This window comes from Psychrobacter sp. NG27 (genome assembly GCF_016106655.1).
Taxonomy (GTDB): Bacteria; Pseudomonadota; Gammaproteobacteria; order Pseudomonadales; family Moraxellaceae; genus Psychrobacter.
On the sequence record NZ_JADGIN010000001.1, the window covers coordinates 517,141 to 542,886 of the forward strand.

General features: G+C 43.7%; 22 protein-coding genes. 14 read left to right on the top strand and 8 right to left on the bottom strand.

The window, feature by feature from the left end; all coding sequences use genetic code 11:
* Window positions 1-82 precede the first annotated feature (82 nt).
* The 4 genes from IP485_RS02040 to glpK form a co-directional block, all read right to left on the bottom strand.
* Window positions 83-775 (bottom strand): TetR/AcrR family transcriptional regulator, encoded by a 693-nt coding sequence (locus IP485_RS02040; protein ID WP_198325785.1) that lies wholly within the window; start codon window positions 773-775, stop codon window positions 83-85.
* Between the two features lie 214 nt (window positions 776-989).
* Complete coding sequence (locus IP485_RS02045) at window positions 990-2,012, bottom strand: endonuclease/exonuclease/phosphatase family protein (protein WP_198325786.1); 1,023 nt, start codon at window positions 2,010-2,012, stop codon at window positions 990-992.
* A gap of 182 nt (window positions 2,013-2,194) precedes the next feature.
* Window positions 2,195-2,665, bottom strand: a complete 471-nt coding sequence (locus tag IP485_RS02050; protein ID WP_227686400.1) for a hypothetical protein — start codon at window positions 2,663-2,665, stop codon at window positions 2,195-2,197.
* Between the two features lie 462 nt (window positions 2,666-3,127).
* Window positions 3,128-4,759, bottom strand: a complete 1,632-nt coding sequence (gene glpK, locus IP485_RS02055; protein ID WP_198325788.1) for a glycerol kinase GlpK — start codon at window positions 4,757-4,759, stop codon at window positions 3,128-3,130.
* Window positions 4,760-5,387: 628 nt separating this feature from the next.
* On the opposite strand from glpK, the gene IP485_RS02060 reads away from it, so the two are divergent.
* From IP485_RS02060 to IP485_RS02080, 5 genes are all read left to right on the top strand, one after another.
* Window positions 5,388-7,052, top strand: coding sequence for a TolC family protein (locus IP485_RS02060; protein ID WP_198325789.1), 1,665 nt, complete (start codon window positions 5,388-5,390; stop codon window positions 7,050-7,052).
* Between the two features lie 54 nt (window positions 7,053-7,106).
* Window positions 7,107-7,997 (top strand): YihY/virulence factor BrkB family protein, encoded by an 891-nt coding sequence (locus IP485_RS02065; protein ID WP_198325790.1) that lies wholly within the window; start codon window positions 7,107-7,109, stop codon window positions 7,995-7,997.
* 219 nt (window positions 7,998-8,216) lie between these two features.
* On the top strand, window positions 8,217-9,416 hold the full coding sequence (locus IP485_RS02070; protein ID WP_198325791.1) for an HlyD family secretion protein: 1,200 nt from the start codon (window positions 8,217-8,219) through the stop codon (window positions 9,414-9,416).
* Between the two features lie 3 nt (window positions 9,417-9,419).
* Window positions 9,420-10,745 carry an ABC transporter permease gene (locus IP485_RS02075; RefSeq protein ID WP_198325792.1) on the top strand — a complete coding sequence of 442 codons (1,326 nt, stop codon included), beginning with the start codon at window positions 9,420-9,422 and terminating at the stop codon, window positions 10,743-10,745.
* Window positions 10,745-11,956 carry an ABC transporter permease gene (locus tag IP485_RS02080; RefSeq protein WP_198325793.1) on the top strand — a complete coding sequence of 404 codons (1,212 nt, stop codon included), beginning with the start codon at window positions 10,745-10,747 and terminating at the stop codon, window positions 11,954-11,956. Before IP485_RS02075 ends, IP485_RS02080 begins: the two co-directional genes overlap by 1 nt.
* 90 nt (window positions 11,957-12,046) lie before the next feature.
* On the opposite strand, the gene sthA is transcribed toward IP485_RS02080, so the two are convergent.
* From sthA to IP485_RS02095, 3 genes are all read right to left on the bottom strand, one after another.
* On the bottom strand, window positions 12,047-13,690 hold the full coding sequence (gene sthA / locus IP485_RS02085; protein ID WP_194363019.1) for a Si-specific NAD(P)(+) transhydrogenase: 1,644 nt from the start codon (window positions 13,688-13,690) through the stop codon (window positions 12,047-12,049).
* Between the two features lie 78 nt (window positions 13,691-13,768).
* Entirely contained in the window at window positions 13,769-14,170 is a 402-nt protein-coding gene (locus IP485_RS02090) for a DUF4377 domain-containing protein (protein ID WP_194363018.1), read from the bottom strand.
* A 67-nt stretch (window positions 14,171-14,237) separates the two neighbouring features.
* The gene (locus tag IP485_RS02095) at window positions 14,238-15,134 is read right to left on the bottom strand and encodes a pyruvate, water dikinase regulatory protein (RefSeq protein ID WP_227669409.1); all 897 of its coding nucleotides are present in this window, start codon (window positions 15,132-15,134) and stop codon (window positions 14,238-14,240) included.
* Between the two features lie 628 nt (window positions 15,135-15,762).
* On the opposite strand from IP485_RS02095, the gene ppsA reads away from it, so the two are divergent.
* The 8 genes from ppsA (at window position 15,763) to IP485_RS02135 (ending at window position 24,173) form a co-directional block, all read left to right on the top strand.
* Window positions 15,763-18,147 (top strand): phosphoenolpyruvate synthase, encoded by a 2,385-nt coding sequence (ppsA, locus tag IP485_RS02100; RefSeq protein ID WP_198325794.1) that lies wholly within the window; start codon window positions 15,763-15,765, stop codon window positions 18,145-18,147.
* A 114-nt stretch (window positions 18,148-18,261) separates the two neighbouring features.
* Window positions 18,262-19,236 carry an RDD family protein gene (locus tag IP485_RS02105; RefSeq protein ID WP_198325795.1) on the top strand — a complete coding sequence of 325 codons (975 nt, stop codon included), beginning with the start codon at window positions 18,262-18,264 and terminating at the stop codon, window positions 19,234-19,236.
* A 282-nt stretch (window positions 19,237-19,518) separates the two neighbouring features.
* Complete coding sequence (gene rpsF, locus IP485_RS02110) at window positions 19,519-19,923, top strand: 30S ribosomal protein S6 (RefSeq protein ID WP_045446907.1); 405 nt, start codon at window positions 19,519-19,521, stop codon at window positions 19,921-19,923.
* Window positions 19,924-19,939: 16 nt separating this feature from the next.
* A complete protein-coding gene (gene rpsR / locus IP485_RS02115) occupies window positions 19,940-20,170 on the top strand; it encodes a 30S ribosomal protein S18 (protein WP_010198808.1) in 231 nt (76 codons plus the stop codon).
* 24 nt (window positions 20,171-20,194) lie between these two features.
* Entirely contained in the window at window positions 20,195-20,698 is a 504-nt protein-coding gene (gene rplI / locus IP485_RS02120; protein WP_197175574.1) for a 50S ribosomal protein L9, read from the top strand.
* A 352-nt stretch (window positions 20,699-21,050) separates the two neighbouring features.
* Window positions 21,051-21,290 carry a hypothetical protein gene (locus tag IP485_RS02125; RefSeq protein WP_198325796.1) on the top strand — a complete coding sequence of 80 codons (240 nt, stop codon included), beginning with the start codon at window positions 21,051-21,053 and terminating at the stop codon, window positions 21,288-21,290.
* Between the two features lie 320 nt (window positions 21,291-21,610).
* Window positions 21,611-22,969: a GntP family permease gene (locus IP485_RS02130; RefSeq protein WP_197133876.1), complete on the top strand. Its 1,359-nt coding sequence runs from the start codon at window positions 21,611-21,613 to the stop codon at window positions 22,967-22,969.
* 67 nt (window positions 22,970-23,036) lie between these two features.
* Window positions 23,037-24,173: a glycerate kinase gene (locus IP485_RS02135; protein WP_198325797.1), complete on the top strand. Its 1,137-nt coding sequence runs from the start codon at window positions 23,037-23,039 to the stop codon at window positions 24,171-24,173.
* Between the two features lie 64 nt (window positions 24,174-24,237).
* Here the strand turns inward: IP485_RS02135 and IP485_RS02140 are convergent, their stop codons facing one another.
* Window positions 24,238-25,107, bottom strand: coding sequence for a LysR family transcriptional regulator (locus IP485_RS02140; protein WP_198325798.1), 870 nt, complete (start codon window positions 25,105-25,107; stop codon window positions 24,238-24,240).
* Window positions 25,108-25,215: 108 nt separating this feature from the next.
* Between IP485_RS02140 and IP485_RS02145 the strand changes: the two genes are divergently transcribed.
* Complete coding sequence (locus tag IP485_RS02145; RefSeq protein WP_194197411.1) at window positions 25,216-25,716, top strand: lactoylglutathione lyase family protein; 501 nt, start codon at window positions 25,216-25,218, stop codon at window positions 25,714-25,716.
* The last annotated feature ends 30 nt before the right edge of the window (window positions 25,717-25,746 follow it).

Sequence of the window (25,746 nt, forward strand, 5' to 3'; positions counted from 1 at the left end):
CTGTTTGTTCAACACGCCCTAAACAGCAGACATAAAAAAGCCGACAGATTTGTCGGCTTTTTTATGTCTGCTATCGTAAAAACTAGCGGTTTTTACGCGGTAATTTTTCTGGCAGATAGCAACGTAAATAGGCGATAAACGCCGTGTTTGCTTCTTGAATGTAGTCTTCAGTGATGGTTTCATGACGACGATAAGACAAGGTAAATATCGCATTAACAATGCTATAAGCAATCAACAATGTGTTTTTAATGTCATCGAAGTTTGGCATCTCATAGCGCTCTGATAAACGCTTATATACCAGATTGATAATTTGATGATCCATATCTTCACCAAAACTATCACCTTCAAAATCAGGCGTATTGGTATCGTAGATCAGCTTGGCTTTGGTCGGATCGTTATGAAATATCGTGATGCAATGATCAATAAGCGCCGTTAGATACCCCTGCCATCTGTCATAATTACCAATATCGACCGTCTCTACCATTTCTAATATTTCAATCGCATTCAAAAAACGCAGTGCTAAGAATATTGCTTCAATATTAGGAAAGAAGTGATAAGCAGAAGCTCTTGGTATACCCGCCTCTTCACACACAGCTGCTAACGTAATGTCGTTAATCGCTTGTGTTTCACTCAACTTTTTGGCACCAGCCAAAAGCTTTTGACGACGAGCACGACCTTGTTGGCTAGTAAATTTAAACTTATTAGGTACAAGTTTTTTTGCCAATTCAGAATCTACCAACACGTCTTCAATTTTTTCGTCTTTGTTATCACTCATTGTAAGTCTCTTAATGTTGCGCCCTATGTTATAAATACAATCTTCACTGTATGGTGTCTATCCTAAGCCAAAATGTATCGCTTGGATAATGACCACCACCTTTACAGAAGAAGCATAATAAACGCTTGCACACTATCAAGCAAGGGGCATAAATGGGTTAAAAACACAGTATCGGGTCATAATTTCCGTCAACTAACACTCTATCAATAGACAGTTAGTCGTTGATTTTGATTTTCGCTCTTATAATACCATGATCAGTCACTCTATCTGCATAATCCCACTTCAGATGGTCATTAAAATAGTCTACTCTTTCAACTTGACCGAGCGAGAATTTACTATCAGGCAAAAATTCTTCTGATACAAACAGCTGATCGATAACTTCTGGTATACCTTGATAGATATGGGTATAAGCTACATCTTTCATCCAACCATAACGAGCCTGAATACGAGCTGCATCAAAAAGTGCGATATCACGCATACCTTTATCGTAGTTCACCTCACCCGTTTCAGTCATTAACTGGGTAGTCACACTGTTTGTGACATCATTCATATCGCCCAATAAGATCAGTGGCTCACGTGTGTGGTGCAACCGCTCCATGATAGACATCCGAATAGAAGCAGCTTCCGCAGCTCGCATACACAAGCTGCGGAGCTTGGCACGAACTCGTATATTTGGATCATCCATGTCTTCTAACAAGTGACCGTTTTCATCTCGTAAGAAAAAAGCACGCTTACTTTTCAGATGGGCTGTCACGATGGTGATTGGTTGACCATACGCATCTACACGTACTACTAGTGGCGGACGGTTGAAACGTTGATAAGGGCCGATATCAGGAATATCGATCACTGCTTTGGGCTCAATATCCTCTAGCAGGCTGGTCTCTAATCGCTCAAATCGGCTAATGATACCGACGGCTGGTGTATTCTGTGCGCCCTTTCCTTGCGTGTATGGACTTGCACTATCATTACTTGCCAGTGGAATCACAACATTTTCAGCTTTAAAACCTAAGGATATCGCCAAAGTTTCAAGTGCTTCGCTGTCCCACACTTCTTGCACTGCAATGATATCTGCATGTGCCTTAGATAACAATTCTGTCATACCCTGCAGCTTATGCTTATAAGCTTTGTCATCATAAGCTGGTGCGTTTTCGTAATAGATCCTGTTAGGATTGGCAAAATTCAGCAAATTAGCTGTCGCTATATAAAATTGCTTGCTACTACCAGTATGATTACTCATAGATCACCTATTACCTTTAGTATTATAATACATAATATTCATTTATATGTATACAAAGTAAATATTATAACCCAAAAAACCTCCAAGGTTTTACCTTGAAGGTTCTGAGATAATGTAAGTATTTTGCATTGAAGCAACCCGCTAACAGCGTTCACTTGATGATAATAAACAATGATAAAGCGTTACGATATACGGTTCCATGCATCGCGTGATGCTTGGCGCGCTTCGTTCCATTCCATGCGTGACTCGCCTTTTACTTCGTGCCATGAACGCTCTAAATCTGCTTCATGATCTTCAAAGCGGGCATCTGCTGGATAACGAGCGCGGTTGGCATACCCTACTGCATAGGCTGGATGTAGATCACGCTCAAAGTCATGAGCCTCTGTATAATAATCAGCGTTTGCATGCTCTGCACGCCAATAGGCTTCCTCGTGTGTCGGATCAATCGCTTCAGCTGCGGCATGCCCTGCACCGCCACCAACGATAGCACCAATAGCGCCACCAATTAACGTTCCTAATGGGCCTGCCATCGTACCGATAGCTGCACCTGCTGCTGCACCGCCTACGCCACCTATACCTGTACCAACTGGATGCGAGCCTGGCTCACCGGTGATGATGTCTGCGTTCAGATCTTCTTTTGCCTCTTTTGACATATGTTTTACTGCACTGCGATCGATAGCGTCATGATCCTCTATAATATTGTCTTCTTCATGTCTAATGACTCTATTATCTACCGTATGATCGCTACCAGTTAATCTACGTTCATTATCGTCAATGATTCGCTCTCTATCACCTACTTCAAGATAATCTTCATCAACTACACGATTATTAGGATCTGTAATGCGGCCGTCGTTGTTCATAGTATTATCCTTAATTATTTATTATTTATTGAATTATTTTATGACTAAAAATTTATATCGTTGAATCCAAATAGAGTATAAGAATTTATGAGCAGATACAGATAGTCTACTAATGTAAACTCTGTCCATATTGCGATTATTTTGCGTTACAGCCTGTATCTTTATTCGTTACTTGTATAAGGGTGTTATACATTGGGTAACCATTGGTGTACAGCGTTATTTCTCTAGACATAACAGTGAATACATATACTGTTTCTAGATGGGCATCAACGATCTTGCGATAGCACGTTGCCATTTATCAAGATGCTGCTCACGGACATCGGCCGACATACTTGGCTCAAAAACACGATCTACTTGCCATGAGGACTGCATTGTTGAGTCATCGTACAGTCCCGTTTTTAAACCAGCGAGCAATGCTGCACCCTTAGCAGTGATTTCTGTGTCTTTTGGACGCAGCACAGGAACGTCCAATAAATCCGCTTGAAACTGCATAAGCAAATCATTATTTGCAGCACCACCATCTACTCTGAGTTCCGTCAAAGGATGAGGGCTGTCTTTTTGCATGGCAATGAGCACATCATACGTCTGATAAGCAACGGCCTCCAACGCGGCACGGGCAATATGGGCTTTAGTAGTGCCGCGGCTCATTCCCGTGATGCTCGCACTGATGTCAGAGCGCCAATAAGGTGCGCCAAGTCCCGTAAACGCAGGGAGCAGCACCACATCTTCACTACTGTCCACTTGCCGTGCTAAGTCCTCGACCTCACCGCTTTGTTGAATCATGCCTAGATTATCCCGCAGCCATTGGACGATAGCACCTGCCATAAACACACTGCCTTCTAAAGCATAAGTCACTTCTTTTTTGGGTGGTTGCAGCATTCGTTTGCCTGACTGCACAATTTGATCAAACGATAAATTGTCTGGACGCGTTGGCGAGGTTTTCCGTTGCCATGCGATGGTGGTTAGCAGCTTATGCTCACTCAGTTTTGGCTGCTGACCGATATTCATGAGCATAAAACAGCCTGTACCATAGGTATTTTTGGCCATGCCAGCTTTTAGACAACCTTGTCCGAACAGCGCTGCTTGCTGGTCCCCCAATACGGCCTGAATGGGTATTTGTTTTGCAAACAAGCCTTTTTTGGTTTTGCCAAAATCTCCGTCAGATGGTAGTACTTTGGGCAATATATTCATGGGTATAGTAAAGCGGTCACATAGGGTCTCTGACCATGCCAGCTTATGAATATCGAACAGCAATGTACGAGAGGCATTGGTCACATCAATGACGTGTTCCCCGCCCGTGAGCTTATATATCAGCCAACTGTCAATCGTACCAACGGCTATCTCACCCTTACTGGCACGCACTCTAAGTGTGGGATTGTTTTCGAGCAACCACGCAATCTTGCTGGCACTAAAATAGGGATCCAATCGTAACCCTGTGATGCGCTGAACGTCTTGTGCCATATTGGTTTGATTATCCTCTACGCTCGCGCTGTTACGAGGATGTTCGCTGAAATCTTTACCATTTCCTTTGACGTGTTGATTGGCCATTGTTTTACAATAACTGGCCGTTCGCCTATCCTGCCAAATAATGGCTGGTGCCAACGGCTTACCGGTGTTCCTATCCCACATCACGATAGATTCGCGCTGATTAGTAATCGCAATACTACTGACATCGGTAGCGAGCAAACCTGCCCGATTGATCACATCGTGAGCACAGCTGATCTGTGTTTGCCATATCTGCTGCGCGTCTTGCTCCACAAACCCTGCACTTGGGGTTTGCAGCGTCGTTGGCTGCTGCACCATTTTTATCGGGCGCGCATGGTCATCGTATAATATTGCTCGACTCGATGTGGTTCCTTGGTCCAACGCCAAAATATATCCTGCCATGACACGCATCCTTTACTAAAATTGTTTATTCTATTTGATGACAAACCAGTGATGATTTATTATTTGCTTACGCACTATAAGCTTATAAATAATGATTGATGGACAAAGTGCCGCAATTTGCGATAAAAATATTTGAACAAAAACAGCTTTATCTAAACCCATAAGACATGATAATCAATATCTTAAGGCATGATAAATAGTCACTATCATATTACTTATAAACAAGTATTTATAAAACTAATCGAATCTCTATCATAGCGTGGCTAAAGACACAATAGAAAACGTGAGAATACTAAGCATTGACCCGTCACCATTGTGGCTCTACAGTGTACCCTTTATTATCCATGAACTGCTCTTAGCGCGTAAATGACAATGAAACCTGTCAGCTAGCGACTATGAAATGACCTATAATTATTAAACAGCTTGTAATAGCAAAAATTTCGCTATAGTGGATTCAGTTTAAAAGAGAGTCAAGGCAACCGAGTGCAGATGTATATGTGATACTTCAAGCGAGGTTAACGCTGTAGCTCTTTTATAAAGGATTGACTATATTATGAGCGCTGACATTGATTGATGTTATACCTTATTTCATCATACCTGATATTCTAATTAACGGCTTATACGACTTATGAAATTCACTTTATCCGTGCTGCCTACTGCTATGATGACCGCTGCGCTTATCAGTGTGCCTCTAGCGACTTATGCCAATACTGAGGCTAGTACTGATGCAGACCGCCCTGGGTTGCAGGATAAAGTGACACCAATGGCTGTCACACAGATTGTGGATGTGGACAATCAAGTCAATGATGGCGCAATGGTGGCAGCCAATCAAGCAGCCAACGGCTACGAGACGACCGAAAAACAAACCTTAGATACTCTGATCGACCCTATCACCCACAAAGCGGTCGATAATAGCTATCCATTAGAGGTTTCGAGCTTTCTAAGCTTAGAACAAGCGCAAAAGATTTTAGTCCAAGTCTCACCCAAAATGGCAGCCAATCAAGCAGCCATCGCTGCCAGCGAATATCAAACGGATGCACTCAGAACCATCGATAACCCGCTCGTCTTCGCTCGTGTATCAGCCAGCGCCTACCATTTAGACGAAGATATAGATCTATCTTCTCTTAGAAATGGGGTTGTTAATGGGGTCAATAATACCGTCGACAGTATTACCCCTGCTATTCCAGACTTACCAAATTTTGGTGAGCTGGTCGGTGAGCGGATACCTGATTCTTATAACATCAAACGTTCAGGGTCAACGACAGGTGCCGGTATTGGCGTGGCGTGGCCCATTTATACTGCTGGGCGGGCAGAGGCCTTGACTGGTGCCTCAGATGCACGTACCCAAGAAGCAGTGGCCGATAGCATACTCGATACAAACACGCTTTATAATACGTTAATCGAACGCTACTTTAAGGCGCAATTGGCCATTATTGCCGCTTATCTGCGCGAAGATGCTTATGACACCTTGCAGCAGACTGACCATATGGCAGAGCGCCTGTTTGAAGAAGGTTTTATCTCACGTGTTGATAGATTGGAGGCGCAATCTGCACTTGCTGATGCCAAAAGCGAATCGGTCAATGCCAATAATGACGCGCGTCTAGCGATGATTGCGCTACAACGACTGCTACGTACCGACTACCGTATTAAACCGACCACGCCTTTGTTTGTCTCTAGTCGCCCTCTACCAGATGTCAGCTACTTTCAAGACTTGGCACTCAATAATCATCCGGGTCTACAAAAGGTCGCCGCCAAACGCACCCAAGCTCAGCAGTTGCACGCGCTATCAGATACAGGTTATAAGCCGACGGTACTGCTATATGGTTATGGTCAGCTTGAAAAAGACCCGAGCTGGGTCGCTGGTATCTCTGCCAGTTGGAAGCTGTGGGGCGGGCTCGACAAAACCGCATCATTGGCATCAAGCAATGCTCAGATACGCCAAGCAGATCTGTCTGAGATAGAAGTCAGTGACAACTTGCTACTACTGGTAGAAAAAAACTGGCACGATGTCAATAATGCCCAGTCACGCTATCAAGCATTACAAAGCAATGTTGATTTGGCAGCAGAAGTACTACGCTTGCGCCGCTTAGGACTACAAGAAGGGATAAATACCACCGTCGATGTGGTACAAGCCCAGACGCAATCGCTTAAAGCACGGACTGAGCAAGCGCAAGCGGCCAATAGCTATGTACAGTCATTGGCCGCTCTGATGCAAAGCTGCGGTACACCGCTCGCTTTTAATGCGTACCTCAATGCCGCTGACATTCAGCTGCCAACTTTATATACTGAATAATAATTTGTTATAAATATCGTTACTCTTACCTATCCTATTGTGAATACCTGTGTTATGAAAAAACTGACCCCTACATCAATGCCTAAGTTAACACCGCAATTAATAGGCAGTTGGCTAAAGACTGTACTCGAGACGTGGCGTATCGCAAACAATTCTAACGTTTGGGCACATTGCGCAAGCGTCGGTTTTTTTGGTTTTTTATCCATTTTTCCAGTGATGGCGGTGTTTGTGCTGATTTATGGTCTCGTGTTTTCACCCGCTGAGATGCAAGCACAAATTGCTATTTTGCAGCCATTCATACCTGACACTGTCTATGACGTTCTCAATTCGCGCCTAACAGACTTGGTCTCTAGTACCGCATCTGCGCTTACTTTTAGTCTGATTTTATCGACTTTTCTTGCTCTTTATGCGGGCTCAAAAGGCATCAAATCGTTGATTATCCTTATCAATCTTGCCTTTCATATCACTCAAGAACGCAGCTTTATACAAGGTACTATTCGAGCAGTGAGTTTGACCTTTGGGGCAGTGGTAGTATTGATTATAGCGGTCTCCTCTATCGCCATCATTCCTCTGGGGGCAGCCTATTTTCCCTTCCCCCAAATAGCCAAGAGCATTGCGCTTTGGAGCAGATGGCCCATATTGGCGGCTATCATATTTTTCAGCTTTTTGAGCCTTTATCGCCTAGCGCCAAACCGTGACGGCGTGGCACTAAAACAACTGGCGCCAGGTGCTGCTCTGGCGACTGTTTTTTGGACTGTCTTGTCCATACTATTTTCGTTTTATGTACAGAACTTCAATAATTATAGTGCTGAGTTTGGTGCGCTTTCAGCAGCGGTTGTCATTATGCTGTGGCTATACTATTCAGCATTTATCGTCGCTTTTGGGGCAATTTTGAATTCTGAAGCCCTAGAAAACACCAAACCTCATGCTGTTCGAGTGTACTAGGGCGTGTCTTCAATTCAAAAATGGTGATAAAAATGAGATAAATTGCCGTAAAACAAGGAAAATAGCTGGTTAATATCGGGATATTAACCAGCTATTTGACGATGTTTGGCAAGACTTAGCCATTTTTAGCCCATTGAGATGACTATCGAGTGAATTGAAGACACACCCTAGTCACCAACCCCTTATTCTCAACTTTGCTGCTTTAGGAATATCACTGTCATGACTGAATTTCCACATGAATCAGACGACTTAAAAAAACCTGCTGATTCAACCGAGTCAGTGACCTCTCAAGAGGCTCAGGCCTCAGTCGATCCTGTAGAGGACGCGTCTGCTGCTGAACCAGAGCAGCCTACGCCTACTTATAATCGCGGCAATTCTAAAGCTGATAAGTCTGCCCGTATAAAAAAGGCGTTACTTGCCCTATTTATATTGATGGTCCTTGGAGCAATTGCGTATGGCCTATACAAAAGCAGTCAGCACAACGAGACAGAAGTCATTACGCTTCAAGGGCAGATGCAAATGCAGCAAACATCCATCGCAGCAAAAGTGCCCGGACGTATTGCTCAGATCATGGTAACAGAAGGTGATACTGTAACGGCAGGTCAACAATTGATTGAGATGGACTCGCCTGAGATCAACGCTAAGATCAATCAGGCACAGGCTGGTAAGCAAATAGCGCAAAGTCAATTGGACAAAGCAGAAAACGGGGCGCGCCCGCAAGAAATAGCTCAAGCGAAAGCCGCTTGGCAAGCTAATAAGGCCGCATCCGACTTGGCAGAAAACACTTATCAACGCGTCAATCGTCTGTATGAAGAAGGCTTGATGGCTCGGCAAAAGCGTGATGAAGCTTATGCCCAATACCTGGCGACGCAAGATCAAACAGAAGCGGCACGCTTACAGTATGATTTGGCATTAGAAGGCGCACGCAGTGAAGACAAGTCAGCGGCCACCGCACAAGTGGCACAAGTGGATGCCCAGCTAGATGAAGCAATGGCTGCCAAAAAAGAGGCCAATCTAAAAAGCCCTATCGCTGGTGTTGTTGATAATGTTATTGTCAGCGCTGGAGAAGTCATTGGTCAAGGGGTGCCACTTTTAACGTTGGTGGATACCAATGACCAATGGGTGGTGCTCAACGTCACTGAGTCTTATCTAAATCAGTTCGCGATTGGTCAAACGTTTACGGGCACTATCCCTGCATTATCGTCAGCAGACAAGCCTTATAGCAAACTGTTCACTGTCTATGCGACCTCGACCTTATCTGACTTTGCTACTTGGCGCCCAACCAATAACGACGATGGTTTTGATGTACGTACGTTTGAGGTAAAAGCGCGACCGACCATGCCTGATGCCCGTATTCGCTCAGGAATGAGTGTGGTGGTACGCATCAATGCCACGCCTATCAATCAGAACCAAGAGTAAGCCATGCATTTAGGTCAATTGGGTCAGGCTTTTGTACGCAGTGCAGCCTACGAGCGGCGCTTTCTGACCAAAAATCATTGGGACTTTAGCATGGTGGTATGGATACCACTAGCAACGGTGCTTCTGGTTTGGTGGATATTTTCACAGACTCAGATTACTGATCTGCCTATTGGAGTCATTGATCAGGACAACAGCGCGGTGGCCAATACGGCTGTACGCTATCTCGAAGCCAGCCCTACACTGACAGTTAGGCAGCTTTACTATTCGCAAGCGGAAGCAGAGGCGGCCATCTTGCAACGTGATATTTATGCAGTTGTGATTATTCCTGAGGATTTTTCGCGTAATATTTTATCCAATAAGCCTGCCCCCTTAATATTGCAAGTAAACGCGCAATACGGTACGCACTCTGGCATTATTCAAGCGGGTGTCCAAGCGGTCGCCAGCACAATATCGGCAGGGGTTGAGATAAAACGATTGGTCAAGCAAGGGGTTGCCCCATCGCAAGCCATGACTGCTTACGCGCCCATCAGTATTCAACGTATCAGTCTGTTCAATGCGGCCACCAATTATCAGCAGTTTCTAGCATCCACCGTGATACCTGCCCTGCTACATATATTGGCAATGGTCGTGGGAGCAACCACCATCGGTCGCGAGCTACGTGATAAGAATATTGGTCGCTGGTATCACTTTATCAGTACAGCCACTCCTGACTTGACCTCGTCTAATCCTGCTGCGACAACCTCGTCTAGGACAACATCAGTGCTGAAAATCAAGCAAGGTGGTGAAGGCCTTACTGCCTTATCAGCACGCTCCGCAGCGCCTGATTCTGTCAGCATCTCGGTGCTACTATTTGGTCTGTTGGGAAAATACTGTTGGCCCATATTGGCTTATAGCTTGTGGTCAGCGCTGATACTATGGCTTGCAAACCCGAATCAAACCACGAGCATTATGTCGCTCATCGCAGTCTATATCGGCCTGTTATGTCTAATAACCCTGTCGTTCTGGCTGGGTGCTATTTTTACTCTGAACTCTTTTTCACTGCGTATGGGTCTATCGACTACCGGTTTTATTTCAGCGCCTTCTTATGCCTTTGCTGGCGTGACTTTTCCTTATATTGCGATCAGTGACAGCGCACAATACTGGTCAAACGTCCTGCCACTAACGCATTATCTTAAGCTCCACATTGCACAGTTGCAGATGCAAGCGCCTATTGCCGTATCATTACCCATCGTCTACGGACTAGGATTTGCCACCATAACGGCGCTACTGCTTGCCACATTATTGACCAAACGCGCATTGACACATCCTGAACGCTGGGGGGCACGCTAATGTCTGAACCATCAAACACTCAGCATCGAACAACCAAGCCGACCATTCCGCCAGCATCACAATCGTTTTGGACAAGCTTTATCCAAACGTTTAAAGATGTTTTTGGGGACAAAGGTGTACTCTTGATGTTGATTATTGCCCCTATTATTTACGGTTTTTTCTACCCTTGGCCTTACTCGAGTGAAATAGTCAACCATGTGCCAGTAGGCATCATTGACCAAGACAACAGTAACCTATCACGCACTATTATTCGGTATGCAAGCGCCAGTCCCTATCTAGATACTAAGCAGCTGATTAACGAGCAAGCTGCCAAAGAAGCCCTATGGTCCGATCAAATCGCAGGCTATATGATTATCCCAGCGGGCTTAGAGCAGCAAGTACTGTCAGGAGAACAGGCGCATGTCAGCGTGCTTGGCAATGGCGGCTATTTTATCTTAAACAAGAACCTACAGTTGGGATTCTCTAAAGCAGTTGGCACCGTTTCGGCAGGCATTAAAGTCAAGAAAAGTATCGCTAAGGGGGCTTATGCACCCACCGCAGCACAGAACACTCAAGCTGTGCCATTACAGATTATGCCACTGTATAATCAAACCGAAGGTTATGGCGCTTATGTGGTGCCAGCTGTCTCGGTTATTATTTTACAACAGACACTTTTGATGGCAACAGCAATGCTGATTGGCACATGGTATGAGCAGCGCCGTCATGCTGCGAGTATACGTGGTTGGCTCGGACGTATCGGAGCGCTGAGCTCCTTGAGCTTTATCGTTGGTTGCTTTTATTATGGCTGGGCATTTGAGCTACACCATTATCCCCGTGGACAAAACCTACTCGGTACACTGCTGTTTTTAGCCCTTTTTTGTCCGACGGTGGCAACCCTTGGCTGCGTGCTGGGGCTATGGTTCAGACAGCGTGAGCGCAGCATGCAGATCTTAATATTTGTCTCACTGCCGATATTTTTCTTGAGTGGCTACCCGTGGCCAGCTGAGCAATTGCCTCAAGTGCTGCAAGTGGTCCGCTGGATCTTTCCAACCACACCTGCGATCAACACCTCGGTACAGCTCAATCAAATGGGTGCCAGTATCTCTCAAGTCACCATTGGATTTTATGCACTCGCTGGTTTATGGCTATTTTACTTTATTCTCCTATTGTTTTTACGCGAGCGGATACCGCAAAAAAGAGCGGTTTTTAGCGCTCAAAAAAATTCCGCTTAGTAGCCCCACAAAAAAGCGCCTACTAATAATAGCAGGCGCTTTTTTATTGAGATGATCGTATAAGTCTAAATGTTCAATCATCTTTACGGTTTAAAACACTCGATTCAAACCATTGAGGGCCGCCACACGATAGGCTTCTGCCATCGTTGGATAGTTAAAGGTCGTATTGACGAAATACTCAAGCGTGTTGTTACACTTCATGACCGCCTGTCCAATATGGATAATCTCTGAGGCGTGATTACCATAGCAGTGAATCCCTAGAATCTCTAGCGTCTCACGATGGAATAGGATTTTGAGTACGCCCGTACGCTCACCAATGATTTGTGCGCGTGCCAAATGCTTAAAGAATGCTTGTCCGACTTCATAAGGGACTTTTTCGTCCGTCAGCTCTTGCTCGGTTTTGCCGATACAAGAGATTTCAGGAATCGTATAGATACCAGTCGGTACGCTAGATACGGGTTCAGCATCGCTATCACCAACCATAAAGGCAGCTGCACAGCGTCCTTGGTCATAAGCCGCTGATGCTAATGATGGCCAACCGATCACATCCCCTGCTGCATAGATGTTATCGACGTCCGTACGATAAGTGTCATCAACTTTTAGCTGACCACGGCTGTTCGCTTTGAGCCCAATGGCTTCTAGGTTTAGACCTTCGGTATTACCTGAGCGTCCGTTTGACCACAGAATTGCATCTGATTTGATTTTTTTACCACTTTTGAGATGCAGGATGACACAGTCGTCATGCGTTTCAAGATGATCAATCTCTTCATTACTGCGGATAAGCACACCAAATTGTCTAAAATCGTGTGCAATCGCATCACTAATCTCACTATCAAGATAGTTGAGCAGCTGATCTTGGTTGTTAATTAAATCAACCTTATAACCAAGACCCGTAAAGATAGAAGCATACTCACAGCCAATCACGCCAGCACCATAAATGATGATTTTTTTAACGATATAATCCATTTGTAGAATTTTATCAGAATCAAAAACGCGTGGATGGTTGAAGTCTAAAATGTCTGGGCGATACGGACGACTACCCACTGTTACGATAGCTTTGTTAAAGGTGATGGTCTCAAACACATTGTCGTCGGTTTCAATACGCAGGGTGTGTTTATCGACAAAACTGCCCCAACCTTGGATCACTTCAATACGGTTACGCTCATAAAACCCCGTGTGAGTGTTGACTTGCCGACGTATCACTTGACGCGCATTGGCAAGCACTCTATTAAGCGGCACTTGTTTATATTCCATCGCCTTAGTGAACATTGGATCACGGCGAAAGTTAATCAAGTTAAAGACCGATTGGCGCAGCGCTTTACTAGGAATAGTTCCTACGTGCGTCGAGTTTCCGCCCACCTGATCACGCGGATCAACGACGACGACTCGCTTGCCAGACTTGGTGAGTTTCATAGCAGCCGCTTCACCAGCAGGCCCTGCTCCCAATATCACTACATCATACTCATACTTATGATCATCGCTCTTTAGACGACGAGAGTCTTTGGCAAAACCAGATTTGATATCAATGCGGGTGTCATCAAGCGGATTGATAAGGTCAGGATGGTGCATGACGTCATCTGTGACTTGCTCATGAGTTTGTTCAATTCTTTGTTTTTTGTCTTTGCCTTCGGTATGCTCAGGGTTAGGCGTGCGGCCGTTTTCTTTATTGGATACTTCGGTATGAACGTCTTTACCCGTATCATTGGTCGCGTCGCTTGCACTTTTACTTACCATGATGCCCTCTTTGTATTTATTAGATAGATATTGAGACAAATAAATGAATCTATGTAGATGTGAATCAGACTCACTATACTAAATCGTGCCTACCATACGTTGTGACAGTATGTTTTGCAATGTCCAATGGCCAGTAGCGCTTTGCTGTCCTTCATCGATTTGCGGGCGGGCGCTGATCACATATTCTGTACCAAGGCTGGGGGCAAAGTCATCAATCCAGTCATAAGGGATTTGGAACACGCTGCCATCTCTCGATTTGGCAAGCAGGCACTGCATCGGTAATGCGGATTCGCACGCCACACGGTTTGGCATGATGGTCAACGTCTGCGCCTCTCCCAACACCACACTTGGTATATAACGCGGCTCAGGTACTGGATCCTTTGCAAATGGTGACGTTTGACAAGCACTCAATAAAGCGGTCGCACTCAACAAGCCTGCCAATAATAACGGTGCCTTGCTAGACTGATAAAATGAAATCATAAGATTCTCTGCATAATGATGTTGTGTTAAGTAGCATATCTTCGTTACTGTTTTTATTGATACTCAATTAACCAATACGGCGTTTGAGACCGGTTTTCTGTAAGATACGTGTGGCGATCTCTTCAACAGACATCTCAGACACATCCAAGCTTGGAATACCGTGCGTAATATAGATGCCCTGTATCGCGCGCTGCTCTTGTTGGCACTGCTGATAGCTAGAGTAACGGCTGCCTGCACGGCGCTCTTGACGGATTTTTACTAAGCGATCGGTATCGATCAGTAAGCCAAACAGTTTGTCTTTGTGCTCACGCAAGGCTTTTGGTAGCTGGTTGTCATACAGATCATCTTCGGTCAAAGGATAGTTGGCCGCTCGAATACCGAACTGTAATGCTAAATATAGTGATGTTGGCGTTTTGCCAGAGCGTGATACCCCAACCAAAATAATATCTGCAGCATTATAATGACGCGTACGCGCACCATCATCATTGTCCAAAGCGAAATGAACCGCATCGATACGCTCTTTATAGGTCTCAGAATCGACATTGTCGTGGGCATGGCCTGAATGTCCATCTGGCTCTACACCTGTCTCTTCTGCGACGCGGCCAATCAAACCTTCATACATATCCAAATTACAGCTTTGTGCCGCATTAATCTTTTCACGGATATCAGGGTTCACAATCGTATCAAATACTAAGGGCAAAAATCCGTCCCGTTGATAGGCCATATTGATTTGCTCAACGGCATCTTCTGCACGCTCAATACTGTCTACATAAGGCAATACGCGTGTCTCAAAAGGTATTGAAGCAAACTGACTCAAAATGGCACGGCCAAGTGTCTCAGCCGTAATGGCTGTTCCATCTGAGATAAAAAAGGCTGTTCTAACCGTTTGAGAGCTGTCCAAATTCAGTGCATGACGATTTTGGATAGTGGACTTGACTTGTTCAGACGGATTGCTTGAGTACATAACGTTGACACCTCGGTTGAAAACTCAATAATAATCTTCATTTCACTGGAATATTTCTGACTGCATATTAATCAGTCTTATTTTTCGGTGGGCATATTCGGAATTAGCACGCTTTCACATACTACAGGTATAGTCATTTATACTGCCTAGCCATGCGCTATATTATACGCATATTAGCACCCTAATAGAAATCAATGTTACCCCTGTACAATTGAGAACCAACACAGATTTTAGTTTCATTACCTTATCTTATTTGCTCTTTACCAAACGATTGACTAACTATATAAGCTAAATAACGATAAGACAGATCAAAGTGTCAATGCTAATGATATATCAAAAATGCTCGACCAGTTTTACGACTGTTTGTTACACAATTTTAATGGGTAATATAACGTTAGATAATAGTTCAATGATCAATTAAAAGCTTATCTCATTAGTATCATGATTGGTATTCTGCTCATACTCAGACAACCAAATATTAAGATAGCTGCTACAAATTATGTAGCGAATCCCATAATTTGTATATTTTTAACAAGTTTTTTGGTCAAACCCCTCGAAATTCTCTAAATATGGCGGTATAATCCACCGTTATAATCCTTACTAAATAACCTTATTTTCTGGAGTTATCATGGCAGCGCAATCTACAGCACTTGTAATCAATCTTGATCAGCTAGGAAAAGACGACATTGAGATGGTCGGCGGTAAGAACGCCTCATTAGGTGAAATGATCAGCCATTTGTCTGATTTGGGTGTTAGTGTTCCAGGCGGATTTGCCACCACTTCAAATGCATTTAACCGTTTTTTGAACGAAACTGGCTTGCTTGACAAAATCAACAGCGAACTAAAAACATTAGATGTTGATGATGTCAAAAAACTTGCAGAAACGGGTAAAAAGATTCGTACTTGGATTATTGAACAAGAGCTGCCAAAAGATCTTGAGCAAGAAGTGCGTCAGTCATTTGAAACCATGAGTGGCGGCGAAGACATCGCTGTTGCCGTGCGTTCTTCTGCCACTGCCGAAGATTTGCCAGATGCCTCATTTGCTGGTCAGCAAGAGACATTCCTAAACATTCGCGGTATTGATAACGTTCTGATTGCGATTAAAGAAGTATTTGCGTCACTATATAATGACCGTGCTATCTCTTATCGTGTACACAAAGGGTTTGAGCACGAAGGCGTTGCATTGTCTGCTGCCGTACAGCGTATGGTACGTTCAGAGACTGGCGCTGCTGGTGTGATGTTCACACTTGATACCGAAAGTGGTTTTGATCAAGTGGTATTTATCACGTCAAGCTACGGCCTAGGCGAAATGGTCGTACAGGGTGCGGTTAACCCAGATGAATTCTATATCTCAAAACAATTGCTAGCCAACGGTAAGCCATCAGTTATCCGCCGTAACCTAGGCAGCAAGCATAAGAAAATGGTTTATGGCGATGAAGGCAGCACTGCCAAATCAGTTAAAACTATCGATGTTGAAAAACAAGATCGTATGCAGTTCTCGTTATCTACTGAAGAGCTGACCTCACTTGCCAAACAAGCCGTAACGATCGAAAAGCATTATGGCCAAGCGATGGATATCGAATGGGCAAAAGACGGCGATACTAACGAAATCTTTATCGTTCAAGCACGTCCTGAGACCGTTAAGAGTCGCCAAGACAGCAATGTCATGGAGCGTTATATCATTGACACCACCAATGCAAAAGTATTGTGTGAAGGTCGTTCAATCGGTCAACGTATCGGTTCAGGTAAAGTGCGTATCGTTAGCAATCTAAACGAGATGGACAAAGTACAAGAAGGCGACGTACTCGTATCAGATATGACTGATCCGGATTGGGAACCAGTCATGAAGCGCGCTTCTGCTATCATCACTAACCGTGGTGGCCGTACTTGTCACGCAGCTATCATCGCGCGTGAGCTAGGCGTACCAGCCATCGTTGGTTGTGGTAACGCAACAGAGCTATTGGTTGATGGTCAAGACGTGACCGCTTCTTGTGCTGAAGGTGACACTGGTTTCATTTATGAGAGCCAAATCGACTTTGAAGTACAGACCAACTCTGTTGAGTCTATGCCAGATCTTGCGTTCAAAGTCATGATGAACGTTGGTAACCCAGATCGTGCATTCTCATTCACGCAAATGCCAAACGAAGGTATTGGTCTTGCGCGTCTAGAATTCATCATCAACCGTATGATTGGTGTGCATCCAAAAGCCTTGCTAAACATGAACAGCTTGCCACGTGAAATTGCACAAGCCATCCAAGAGCGTATCGCTGGTTATGCCTCACCTGTTGACTTCTATGTTGATAAATTGGTTGAAGGTATCTCAACCCTAGCCGTTGCGTTTATGGATCAGCCAGTCATCGTTCGTATGTCAGATTTTAAATCTAACGAATACGCAAACTTGTTAGGTGGTAAGTTATACGAGCCATCAGAAGAAAACCCAATGCTTGGTTTCCGCGGTGCCAGTCGTTATGTGTCTGACAACTTCCGTGACTGCTTTGAGCTTGAGTGTAAAGCACTAAAACGCGTACGTGACGAGATGGGCTTGACCAACGTCGAGATTATGATTCCTTTCGTACGTACCGTTGGCGAAGCAGCACAGGTCATCGAGCTACTTGAGAAAAATGGTCTGAAACGTGGTGAAAACGGTCTGCGCATCATCATGATGTGTGAACTACCGACCAATGCCCTATTGGCAGAAGAATTCCTAGAATACTTCGATGGTTTTTCAATCGGCTCTAACGACTTGACTCAGTTAACGCTTGGTCTAGATCGTGATTCAGGTATCGTCTCTCACCTATTTGATGAGCGTGATCCTGCGGTTAAGAAGCTGTTATCTATGGCTATCGATGCTTGCCGTAAGCAAAACAAATATGTCGGTATCTGTGGTCAAGGTCCATCAGACCATCCAGATCTAGCGTTCTGGCTCATGGAACAAGGTATCAGCTCAGTTTCATTGAACCCTGATTCTGTACTAGATACTTGGTTCTTCTTAGCTGGTGAAGAAGCAAAGTAAACCATTAGATTGAGTTCTAACGGTCATTCACACAGTCACTAAAGATACCACCATTAGGGTCTATTTGATTTTTTCAAATAGACCCTAATATAATGTATCAAGACATGACTAACTATGCAGGCAATTATGCAGATTTTCCTTGCTCGAAATAACGTACAAGCTGGCCCATATGATTTGGCTCAGCTCAATATCATGCTGGCATCTGGTGAAGTGTTTCTGGATGATTTGATGTGGCATGATGGTTTGGGTCAGTGGCAACGCGTCGGTGACTTAACCAATAATCAAACGGTTTATAGACCGACCAGTGCTAACACTCCTGAAGTAAATGACTCTATCATTAATAATGTGACCGTCTTCCCTGAAGATACCAACAAAGCAAAAGATGATAAGTCTGTATCGTTAGATAGACTATATGGCAAGCCTGAACGTCCTAAAAACGTGAAAGCTGATATGACGACCAATCGTCATCAAACGCCGCATAACAATGTATCGTTGAGCAAAACTACTGCCAAAAAAACTGCTGCAGACAAAGTCGTTGGCAATGTGGTACTTGCGCCTATCATGTCACGCATATTGGCAACCGCGCTTAATGGTTTATTGTACATATTGGCCATACTACCACTAGTAATGGCATTGACCAAAATGGATGTGGATTATACCAAGTTCCAAAACATTCAAGATATGGACGCCGCTTATCAGTACTCAATGACACTCATGGAAAGCCTTCCTAGTAGCACATTGATGATGTCACAGGTAATGGTTTTTGGTCTCTTTGCACTGCAGCTGGTATTTATTACCATGCGTGGTCAATCACTAGGTAAAGTCATCACTGGTATTCGGGTCGTCGATCAAACCACGCACCGTCTGCCTTCGTTTATTAAGCTGATTGGTACGCGTACGCTACTGCTATTTATTATCTATAACTTACTATTTTCATTTACCAGCTTTCTAGGCTTTGTGATTATTGCTATTCACTATTACATGGCATCGAAAAGCCCTGAAAATATCGGCTGGCACGACAAACTTGCCAAAACTTTGGTGGTAAAAGCAGACAGCAGTCAGTTGGTAAAAAAATCAAAATCTGAATAACCGTTTTTTGATTAGGTTATCGATGATATAGCTCATTATATTTATAGAAAAGCAGCGTACGATCGTTGCTTTTTTTGTTGGTAAAGATATATTCACCATTTTTATATTTTATTGACAGTGCCTCAGTGATTAACCTTTGTGTTAGTTGCCGAGTACTGTTATAATACGGCGCTTTATAAACTAAGCTTATTCCTCATTATTTTTTGTAGGATTTGGGCTTACCTTATAAATCTCCTTGCTATTAACATAGGGTTAATAGCTACTAATCCGTAAGGAGTCATAATGCGACATTACGAACTGGTGTTACTTGTACACCCAGACCAAAGCGACCAAGTGGTCGGCATGGTTGAGCGCTACATCAAGTTAGTTCAAGACAACAACGGTGTTATCCATCGTTTAGAAGATTGGGGCCGTCGTCAACTGGCTTACCCAATCAACAAGATTCACAAAGCTCATTACGTTCTTTTCAACATTGAAACTGACGGTGAAACTTTAGCTGAACTTGAAGAATTATTCCGTTATAACGACGCGATCATTCGTAGTCTAGTTATGCGCCGTGACGACGCTGTCACTGAAGAGTCGCAGTTAGCCAAGAATGCCGATGAAAAACGCGCACGCAAAGCAACTACTCGTCGTCCAGACAGTCGTGAAAACGATAATGACGACAACGACAACAGTGAAGACTAATTAAAGGAGAATACTCATGGCACGTTTCTATCGCCGTCGCAAATTCTGCCGTTTCACTGCTGAAGGCATCACTCACATCGATTATAAAGATGTTGAATTGCTAAAACAGTATATCAGTGATAATGGTAAAATCGTACCAAGCCGCATTACCGGTACATCTACTAAATATCAGCGTCAACTAGCTACTGCTATCAAGCAAGCTCGTTATTTATCGCTACTTCCATACACTGATAACCATCAGGGTTAACCGTTAATTAACTAGGAATGACTCATGCAAATTATTTTGTTACAGCGTATCGTCAACCTTGGTAAACTCGGTGAAACTGTCGATGTGAAACCAGGTTACGGACGTAACTTTCTTATCCCTTTGGGTAAAGCACTACCTGCTACTAAAGCTAACATTGAAAAGTTCGAAGCACGTCGTGCTGAGCTTGAAGCTGAAGAAGCGAAAGAAGTAGCTGTTGCTCAAGAACGTGCTGATGCATTGACTGACGTTAATGTTATCATGCGCGCTAAATCAGGCGACGAAGGCAAGCTATTCGGCTCTATCGGTACTCGCGATATCGCTGAAGCATTGACTAACTCAGGTCTAGAAGTAGACCGTGCTGAAATCAAGCTTCCTGAAGGCACTTTACGTCAAGTTGGCGAATACAATGTTGATATTCAGCTACACCATGACGTTACTGCTAGCATCTTAGTGACTATTCTTTCTGAAGATAGCAACGAAGATTTAGCTGACGAAGAAGAAGCTGGCGAAGACTATTCTGAAGAATAATCTTCTCGATAGTTAGGTTCAGTTCTAAAAAAACCAGTGACTCAATGTCGCTGGTTTTTTTATGCGTGCCATTTTTTGGTTTAGAGTTATATATAAGCCACTCATATTATTAATCCATACAGCTCTATCACGCTAAATTAAGATTTTATATATCACCAAACAGCTTAGGATTATCAAAAAACCTATTGCTTGGATAGCGATGTTATTCATGCAATATTGTAGTAACTAAATGCAACAACTCACTTAAAAATGCTATACCAGACAACAAGATACTGCTTATATAATCATCTTTATTATCATTAGCAGAATTGATAACCTACTGCTATCTTATGGACTGATAGGGCGCAAGAATATGAAAGAAAATAATGATATCCATACTGATGATAAACTCATCTGTACCCAAGGTAATGAATACTATGCCGAAGGCGAAGTTTATACGGTCGGTAGAATCGTCAACGACAAGTACTTTCAGCTGCTGACCAGTGGCAATGATGACCATTGGTACGCCACATTAGATGATCAGGGCATTTATGTTAGTTTTGGTACTTTGATAGCCGGAGATAATAAAGCATTTTTTGACAAGATTGCTTAAAAATAGACCTCACTAAAAATACTATCTTGATAACAATAATAATTTAGATATTAGTACTCATAGCTCAGTTAAAACTGGTCATTATAAATGGCCAGTTTTTTTGGTTTAAGAATGATAGAAATAATGATACAGCATATAGAATGGTCTCACAAAGAACCTCAGATACGCTTGGAAAATGACCGATAACAGCTTCTCTTCCTTAAATTTATTTCCTAGTCGCGTCTATTTACTATAAAATATGCCCCTTTAAAATTTCGTATCGTTATTGATGCCTGTTCGCATGAATAATTCATTAAGATATAAACCATATTGAGACAGTGATGATTGTATTTTGGCTTGTGCTGACCATTCTTTTTATTATTTTCGCTACCGCAAAATTAAAGTGGCATCCTTTTTTAGTGTTGATATTGTCAGCATTTTTGGTAGCACTATTCTACCAAGTACCGCTTAATACTGTCGCTAAGACGATCTCTGATGGTTTCGGCGGTATCTTAGGTTATATCGGTCTAGTAATTGTATTCGGTACCATTATCGGCTTAATCCTTGAAAAAACTGGTGCTGCTATCGTGATGGCAGAAACCGTTATCAAAGTGTTGGGGCCACGCTTCCCTACTCTGACCATGTCTATCGTCGGTGCAGTCGTGTCAGTACCGGTATTTTGTGACTCAGGCTACATCATCTTAAACTCTTTAAAAGAGACCTTAGCTGAGCGTTTAAAAGTCTCTAGTGTGGCGATGAGTATTGCCTTAGCCACTGGTCTATATGCCACTCATACCTTTGTACCACCAACCCCAGGTCCGATTGCAGCGGCAGGTAATCTAGGACTAGAGTCTAATTTAGGTTTGGTCATCATGGTCGGTGTGGTCGTGACAGCCGTTGCTGTATTGGCTGGCTGGTGGTGGTCTAATCGCTTTCTGAATGTGACGCCTGATAATATAGATGCGCTGGATGCACCAGCAGCGACGTTACCTGAAAACATGAAAACGCGTGATGACTATAGCAATATGCCGTCAGCGACGATGGCGTTTTTACCTATTATCGTTCCTATCCTATTGATCTGCTTATCATCTGTTGCCAACTTTCCAAGCGCACCGTTTGGTAGTGGTACGTTGACAGATATCTTGGTATTTATTGGTAATCCTCTAACGGCACTGCTCATTGGTCTGTTTTTGTCATTCTTACTTATCAATACCGAGCAAAAGACACAGCAAATCAGTGATAGTATTTCACAAGGTTTGGTCGTTGCCGCACCTATCTTATTGATTACTGGTGCTGGTGGTGCATTTGGTGCCATGCTAAAAGTGACACCAATTGGTGACTATTTAGGTACGACATTGTCTGCATTAGGACTTGGTATCTTTATGCCATTCATCGTCTCTGCTGCGTTAAAGACTGCGCAAGGCTCGACCACAGTTGCCCTGGTCACCACCTCTGCAATGGTTGCACCGTTATTGGATCAAATTGGTCTAGACAGTGAGCTAGGTCGTGTATTTTGTGTGATGGCAATTGGTGCAGGCGCCATGACTATCTCACATGCCAATGACAGCTTCTTTTGGATTGTCAGTCAGTTTAGCCGCATGAGTGTGTCACAGGCATACAAAGCCCATTCAATGGCGACTGGTATTCAAGGTGTGACCAGTATTGTGTTTATCTGGCTGTTGACCTTAGTATTTATTTAACAGTGTTCATTTAACACATTCGCTGAAATATCCAGAAAGACGTTCAAAAATACCCAGAGAGACATTCATGAAGATTTTAATCGCCCCCGACTCGTTCAAAGAAAGCTTAGAAGCACTGGATGTTTGCCGTGCTATCCAATCTGGTTTTAGTCAGGTATTTCCTGATGCTGACTATACGCTATTGCCAATGGCCGATGGCGGCGAAGGCACTTCTGCGGTATTGTCTTATGTATTGGGCGGACGCTGGAAAGACGTTAGAGTACATGATCCTTTAATGCGACCGATCACGGCTAAATACTTGCTATTACCGGATAATACTGCCGTCATCGAGATTGCTCAAGCTTGCGGATTACATTTGTTAAAGGCGACAGAACGCAATCCTGTTACTACCAGTAGTTATGGTGTCGGTGAGCTGATTACTGATGCTTTAGACGAAGGTGCCAAGCGTATTATTATCGGTCTGGGTGGTAGCGGAACCAATGACGCAGGGCTTGGCATGCTCATGGCGCTAGGTATGACATTTCATGATGTTAATGACAGCTTGCTCACTCATGGTGGTGGCGCACTTGCCCAGCTGCACAGAATTGATAATCGTCATCTTAATGCAAGGGTTCTCGATACGGTGTTTGAAGTCGCTTGTGATGTAACCAACCCATTATGCGGACTATTGGGCGCGAGTGCCGTGTTCGGGCCTCAAAAAGGCGCTTATCCAGAGCAAGTCAACGAACTGGATAAGGCACTCAGTCACTTTGCGGCTGTGTGCGACCAGCAAGGCTATGATGATTGCCAAAATGTCGAAGGCGCAGGAGCCGCTGGTGGTCTTGGCTATGCGATGATGACGTTTTTTAACGCGCAGTTAAAATCAGGGTTTAACACCGTCGCCGAAGTGGCTCATTTGTCAGAGCATATCGCTGAGGCTGATCTGGTCATCACAGGTGAAGGCAAACTAGACGTACAGACTGCCATGGGTAAAGTGGCAGGCGGTATCAGTCATATCGCTAAAGCCAATAATACGCCTGTCATCGCTATCTGCGGCAGTGTAGACGGTCTAAAACCTGCGCAAACCAGCCAATTCGATGTCATCATGCCAAGTATTCAAAAGATAGATACTCTCGATAATGTGCTGAGTCAGGCTTATGACAATATCGAAACGACAGCAGCCAATATTGCGGCAGCCATCAAATTAGGTCAATCAATGGCATAATGCAGATTTATAATTTATAGTCAGCGTATGTATCCATTGATACTATATTGACCTTGCTCTATTTCTATAACCATTTTTTTACTTCATTAATGACAGTATGCATTCTATTAGAGAGTGTCTGCTGTCGTCTTATGGCAAGATATAGCGTCTCGCTAACGGCAACGGGTAGATAGTGACTGTGAATAAGCTCAGGCTTTGGATAAGCAGCCACTGCGTGTGTAGGTAGCACGGTAAAGCCTATTCCTCTACTGACGGGCTCTAAAATCAGACCTATCTGATTAGAAAAGCCTTTTTTCTTAAAGTCATTGATATGCTGGAATTGCTCGTAATTGGCGGTCAGTAGCATACCTGCATGATGTGCACCATCTGGATGATCAATAAATCCAAGCTTAATGAGCTGCTCCCAACTTGGCTCTACTGTAGCCGCAGGTGTTACTAGTATTAATGCTTCTTGAGCCACTGGCTTACAACTCACTGTCTCATCACCTGAGATATCCGTCATAAAACCAATATCAATCTCCTGATTTCCCAGTGCTCGTTCAATATCAGCATTGGGTGCAAAGCGATAATCAATCACTAGGTTAGGATGCTGCTGCTGTAGTGTCAACAGCTGCGGATACAGCTTAAGCCCCACGCTACCCGGTGACATCAGTCGCACCAATCCTTCATAAGGTGGATCTTCACCGATTTGTTGCTCTAGGTTTGATAACCGCTGCAATATATCGCCTGCTTCTTTATAGAGTTGCTCACCTGCATTGGTCAATGAGAACTGCTTTCCTTTTCGAATCAACAAGTCTGTATCTAGCTGCTCCTCTAGTTTATGTATGTGCTGGCTCACACCAGACTGCGTCATATATAGACGTTCAGCTGTGCGGGTAAAGTGCCCAACTTCAGCAAGCGTGCAAAAGGTACGTAGCCATGTAATATTTATCATTACGTTTCATACTTATTTATATAATTTTTGATAATTTTACATAATGATGGTGCATTTGTATACTGGCCTCACGTTAAAGAAAACGCACATCAAACAGGAGCACAAGCTATGAACAACGTTTATCCACGAAGCTTTTCGCACATCGGTCTGTCAGTACCTGACTTAGATGCCGCCGTGAAATTCTATACTGAAGTGATGGGTTGGTACACCATCATGGAACCTACTGAGATTGTCGAAGATGACAGCCCTATTGGTGAGATGTGTACTGAAGTATTCGGCTCAGGTTGGGGCAGCTTCCGTATCGCTCATCTATCTACTGGTGACCGCATCGGTGTTGAGATTTTTGAATTTAAAAACCAAGAAAATCCTGAAAATAATTTTGAATACTGGAAAACGGGTATCTTTCACTTCTGTGTTCAAGATCCAAATGTTGAAGAGCTGGCTGAGCGTATGGTTGCAGCAGGCGGCAAAAAGCGTATGGAAAAACCACGTTACTACTACCCTGGCGAAAAACCTTACCGCATGATTTATATGGAAGACCCGTTCGGTAACATCGTTGAAATATACAGCCACAGCTACGAGCTTATCTATAGCGAAGGTGCATACTAAGCTCATTATAAATACAGCTTATATCTGACT

Coding starts and splice junctions, on each gene's coding strand:
- ppsA (WP_198325794.1), top strand. CDS start 15,763: ATGGCAGCGCAATCTACAGCACTTGTAATCAATCTTGATCAGCTAGGA.
- sthA (WP_194363019.1), bottom strand. CDS start 13,690: ATGGTAAGTAAAAGTGCAAGCGACGCGACCAATGATACGGGTAAAGAC.
- IP485_RS02130 (WP_197133876.1), top strand. CDS start 21,611: ATGATTGTATTTTGGCTTGTGCTGACCATTCTTTTTATTATTTTCGCT.
- IP485_RS02095 (WP_227669409.1), bottom strand. CDS start 15,134: ATGTACTCAAGCAATCCGTCTGAACAAGTCAAGTCCACTATCCAAAAT.
- IP485_RS02040 (WP_198325785.1), bottom strand. CDS start 775: ATGAGTGATAACAAAGACGAAAAAATTGAAGACGTGTTGGTAGATTCT.
- IP485_RS02060 (WP_198325789.1), top strand. CDS start 5,388: ATGAAATTCACTTTATCCGTGCTGCCTACTGCTATGATGACCGCTGCG.
- IP485_RS02145 (WP_194197411.1), top strand. CDS start 25,216: ATGAACAACGTTTATCCACGAAGCTTTTCGCACATCGGTCTGTCAGTA.
- IP485_RS02090 (WP_194363018.1), bottom strand. CDS start 14,170: ATGATTTCATTTTATCAGTCTAGCAAGGCACCGTTATTATTGGCAGGC.
- IP485_RS02105 (WP_198325795.1), top strand. CDS start 18,262: ATGCAGGCAATTATGCAGATTTTCCTTGCTCGAAATAACGTACAAGCT.
- IP485_RS02075 (WP_198325792.1), top strand. CDS start 9,420: ATGCATTTAGGTCAATTGGGTCAGGCTTTTGTACGCAGTGCAGCCTAC.
- IP485_RS02045 (WP_198325786.1), bottom strand. CDS start 2,012: ATGAGTAATCATACTGGTAGTAGCAAGCAATTTTATATAGCGACAGCT.
- IP485_RS02140 (WP_198325798.1), bottom strand. CDS start 25,107: ATGATAAATATTACATGGCTACGTACCTTTTGCACGCTTGCTGAAGTT.
- glpK (WP_198325788.1), bottom strand. CDS start 4,759: ATGGCAGGATATATTTTGGCGTTGGACCAAGGAACCACATCGAGTCGA.
- IP485_RS02080 (WP_198325793.1), top strand. CDS start 10,745: ATGTCTGAACCATCAAACACTCAGCATCGAACAACCAAGCCGACCATT.
- rpsF (WP_045446907.1), top strand. CDS start 19,519: ATGCGACATTACGAACTGGTGTTACTTGTACACCCAGACCAAAGCGAC.
- rpsR (WP_010198808.1), top strand. CDS start 19,940: ATGGCACGTTTCTATCGCCGTCGCAAATTCTGCCGTTTCACTGCTGAA.
- IP485_RS02070 (WP_198325791.1), top strand. CDS start 8,217: ATGACTGAATTTCCACATGAATCAGACGACTTAAAAAAACCTGCTGAT.
- IP485_RS02135 (WP_198325797.1), top strand. CDS start 23,037: ATGAAGATTTTAATCGCCCCCGACTCGTTCAAAGAAAGCTTAGAAGCA.
- IP485_RS02065 (WP_198325790.1), top strand. CDS start 7,107: ATGAAAAAACTGACCCCTACATCAATGCCTAAGTTAACACCGCAATTA.
- IP485_RS02050 (WP_227686400.1), bottom strand. CDS start 2,665: ATGTCAAAAGAGGCAAAAGAAGATCTGAACGCAGACATCATCACCGGT.
- IP485_RS02125 (WP_198325796.1), top strand. CDS start 21,051: ATGAAAGAAAATAATGATATCCATACTGATGATAAACTCATCTGTACC.
- rplI (WP_197175574.1), top strand. CDS start 20,195: ATGCAAATTATTTTGTTACAGCGTATCGTCAACCTTGGTAAACTCGGT.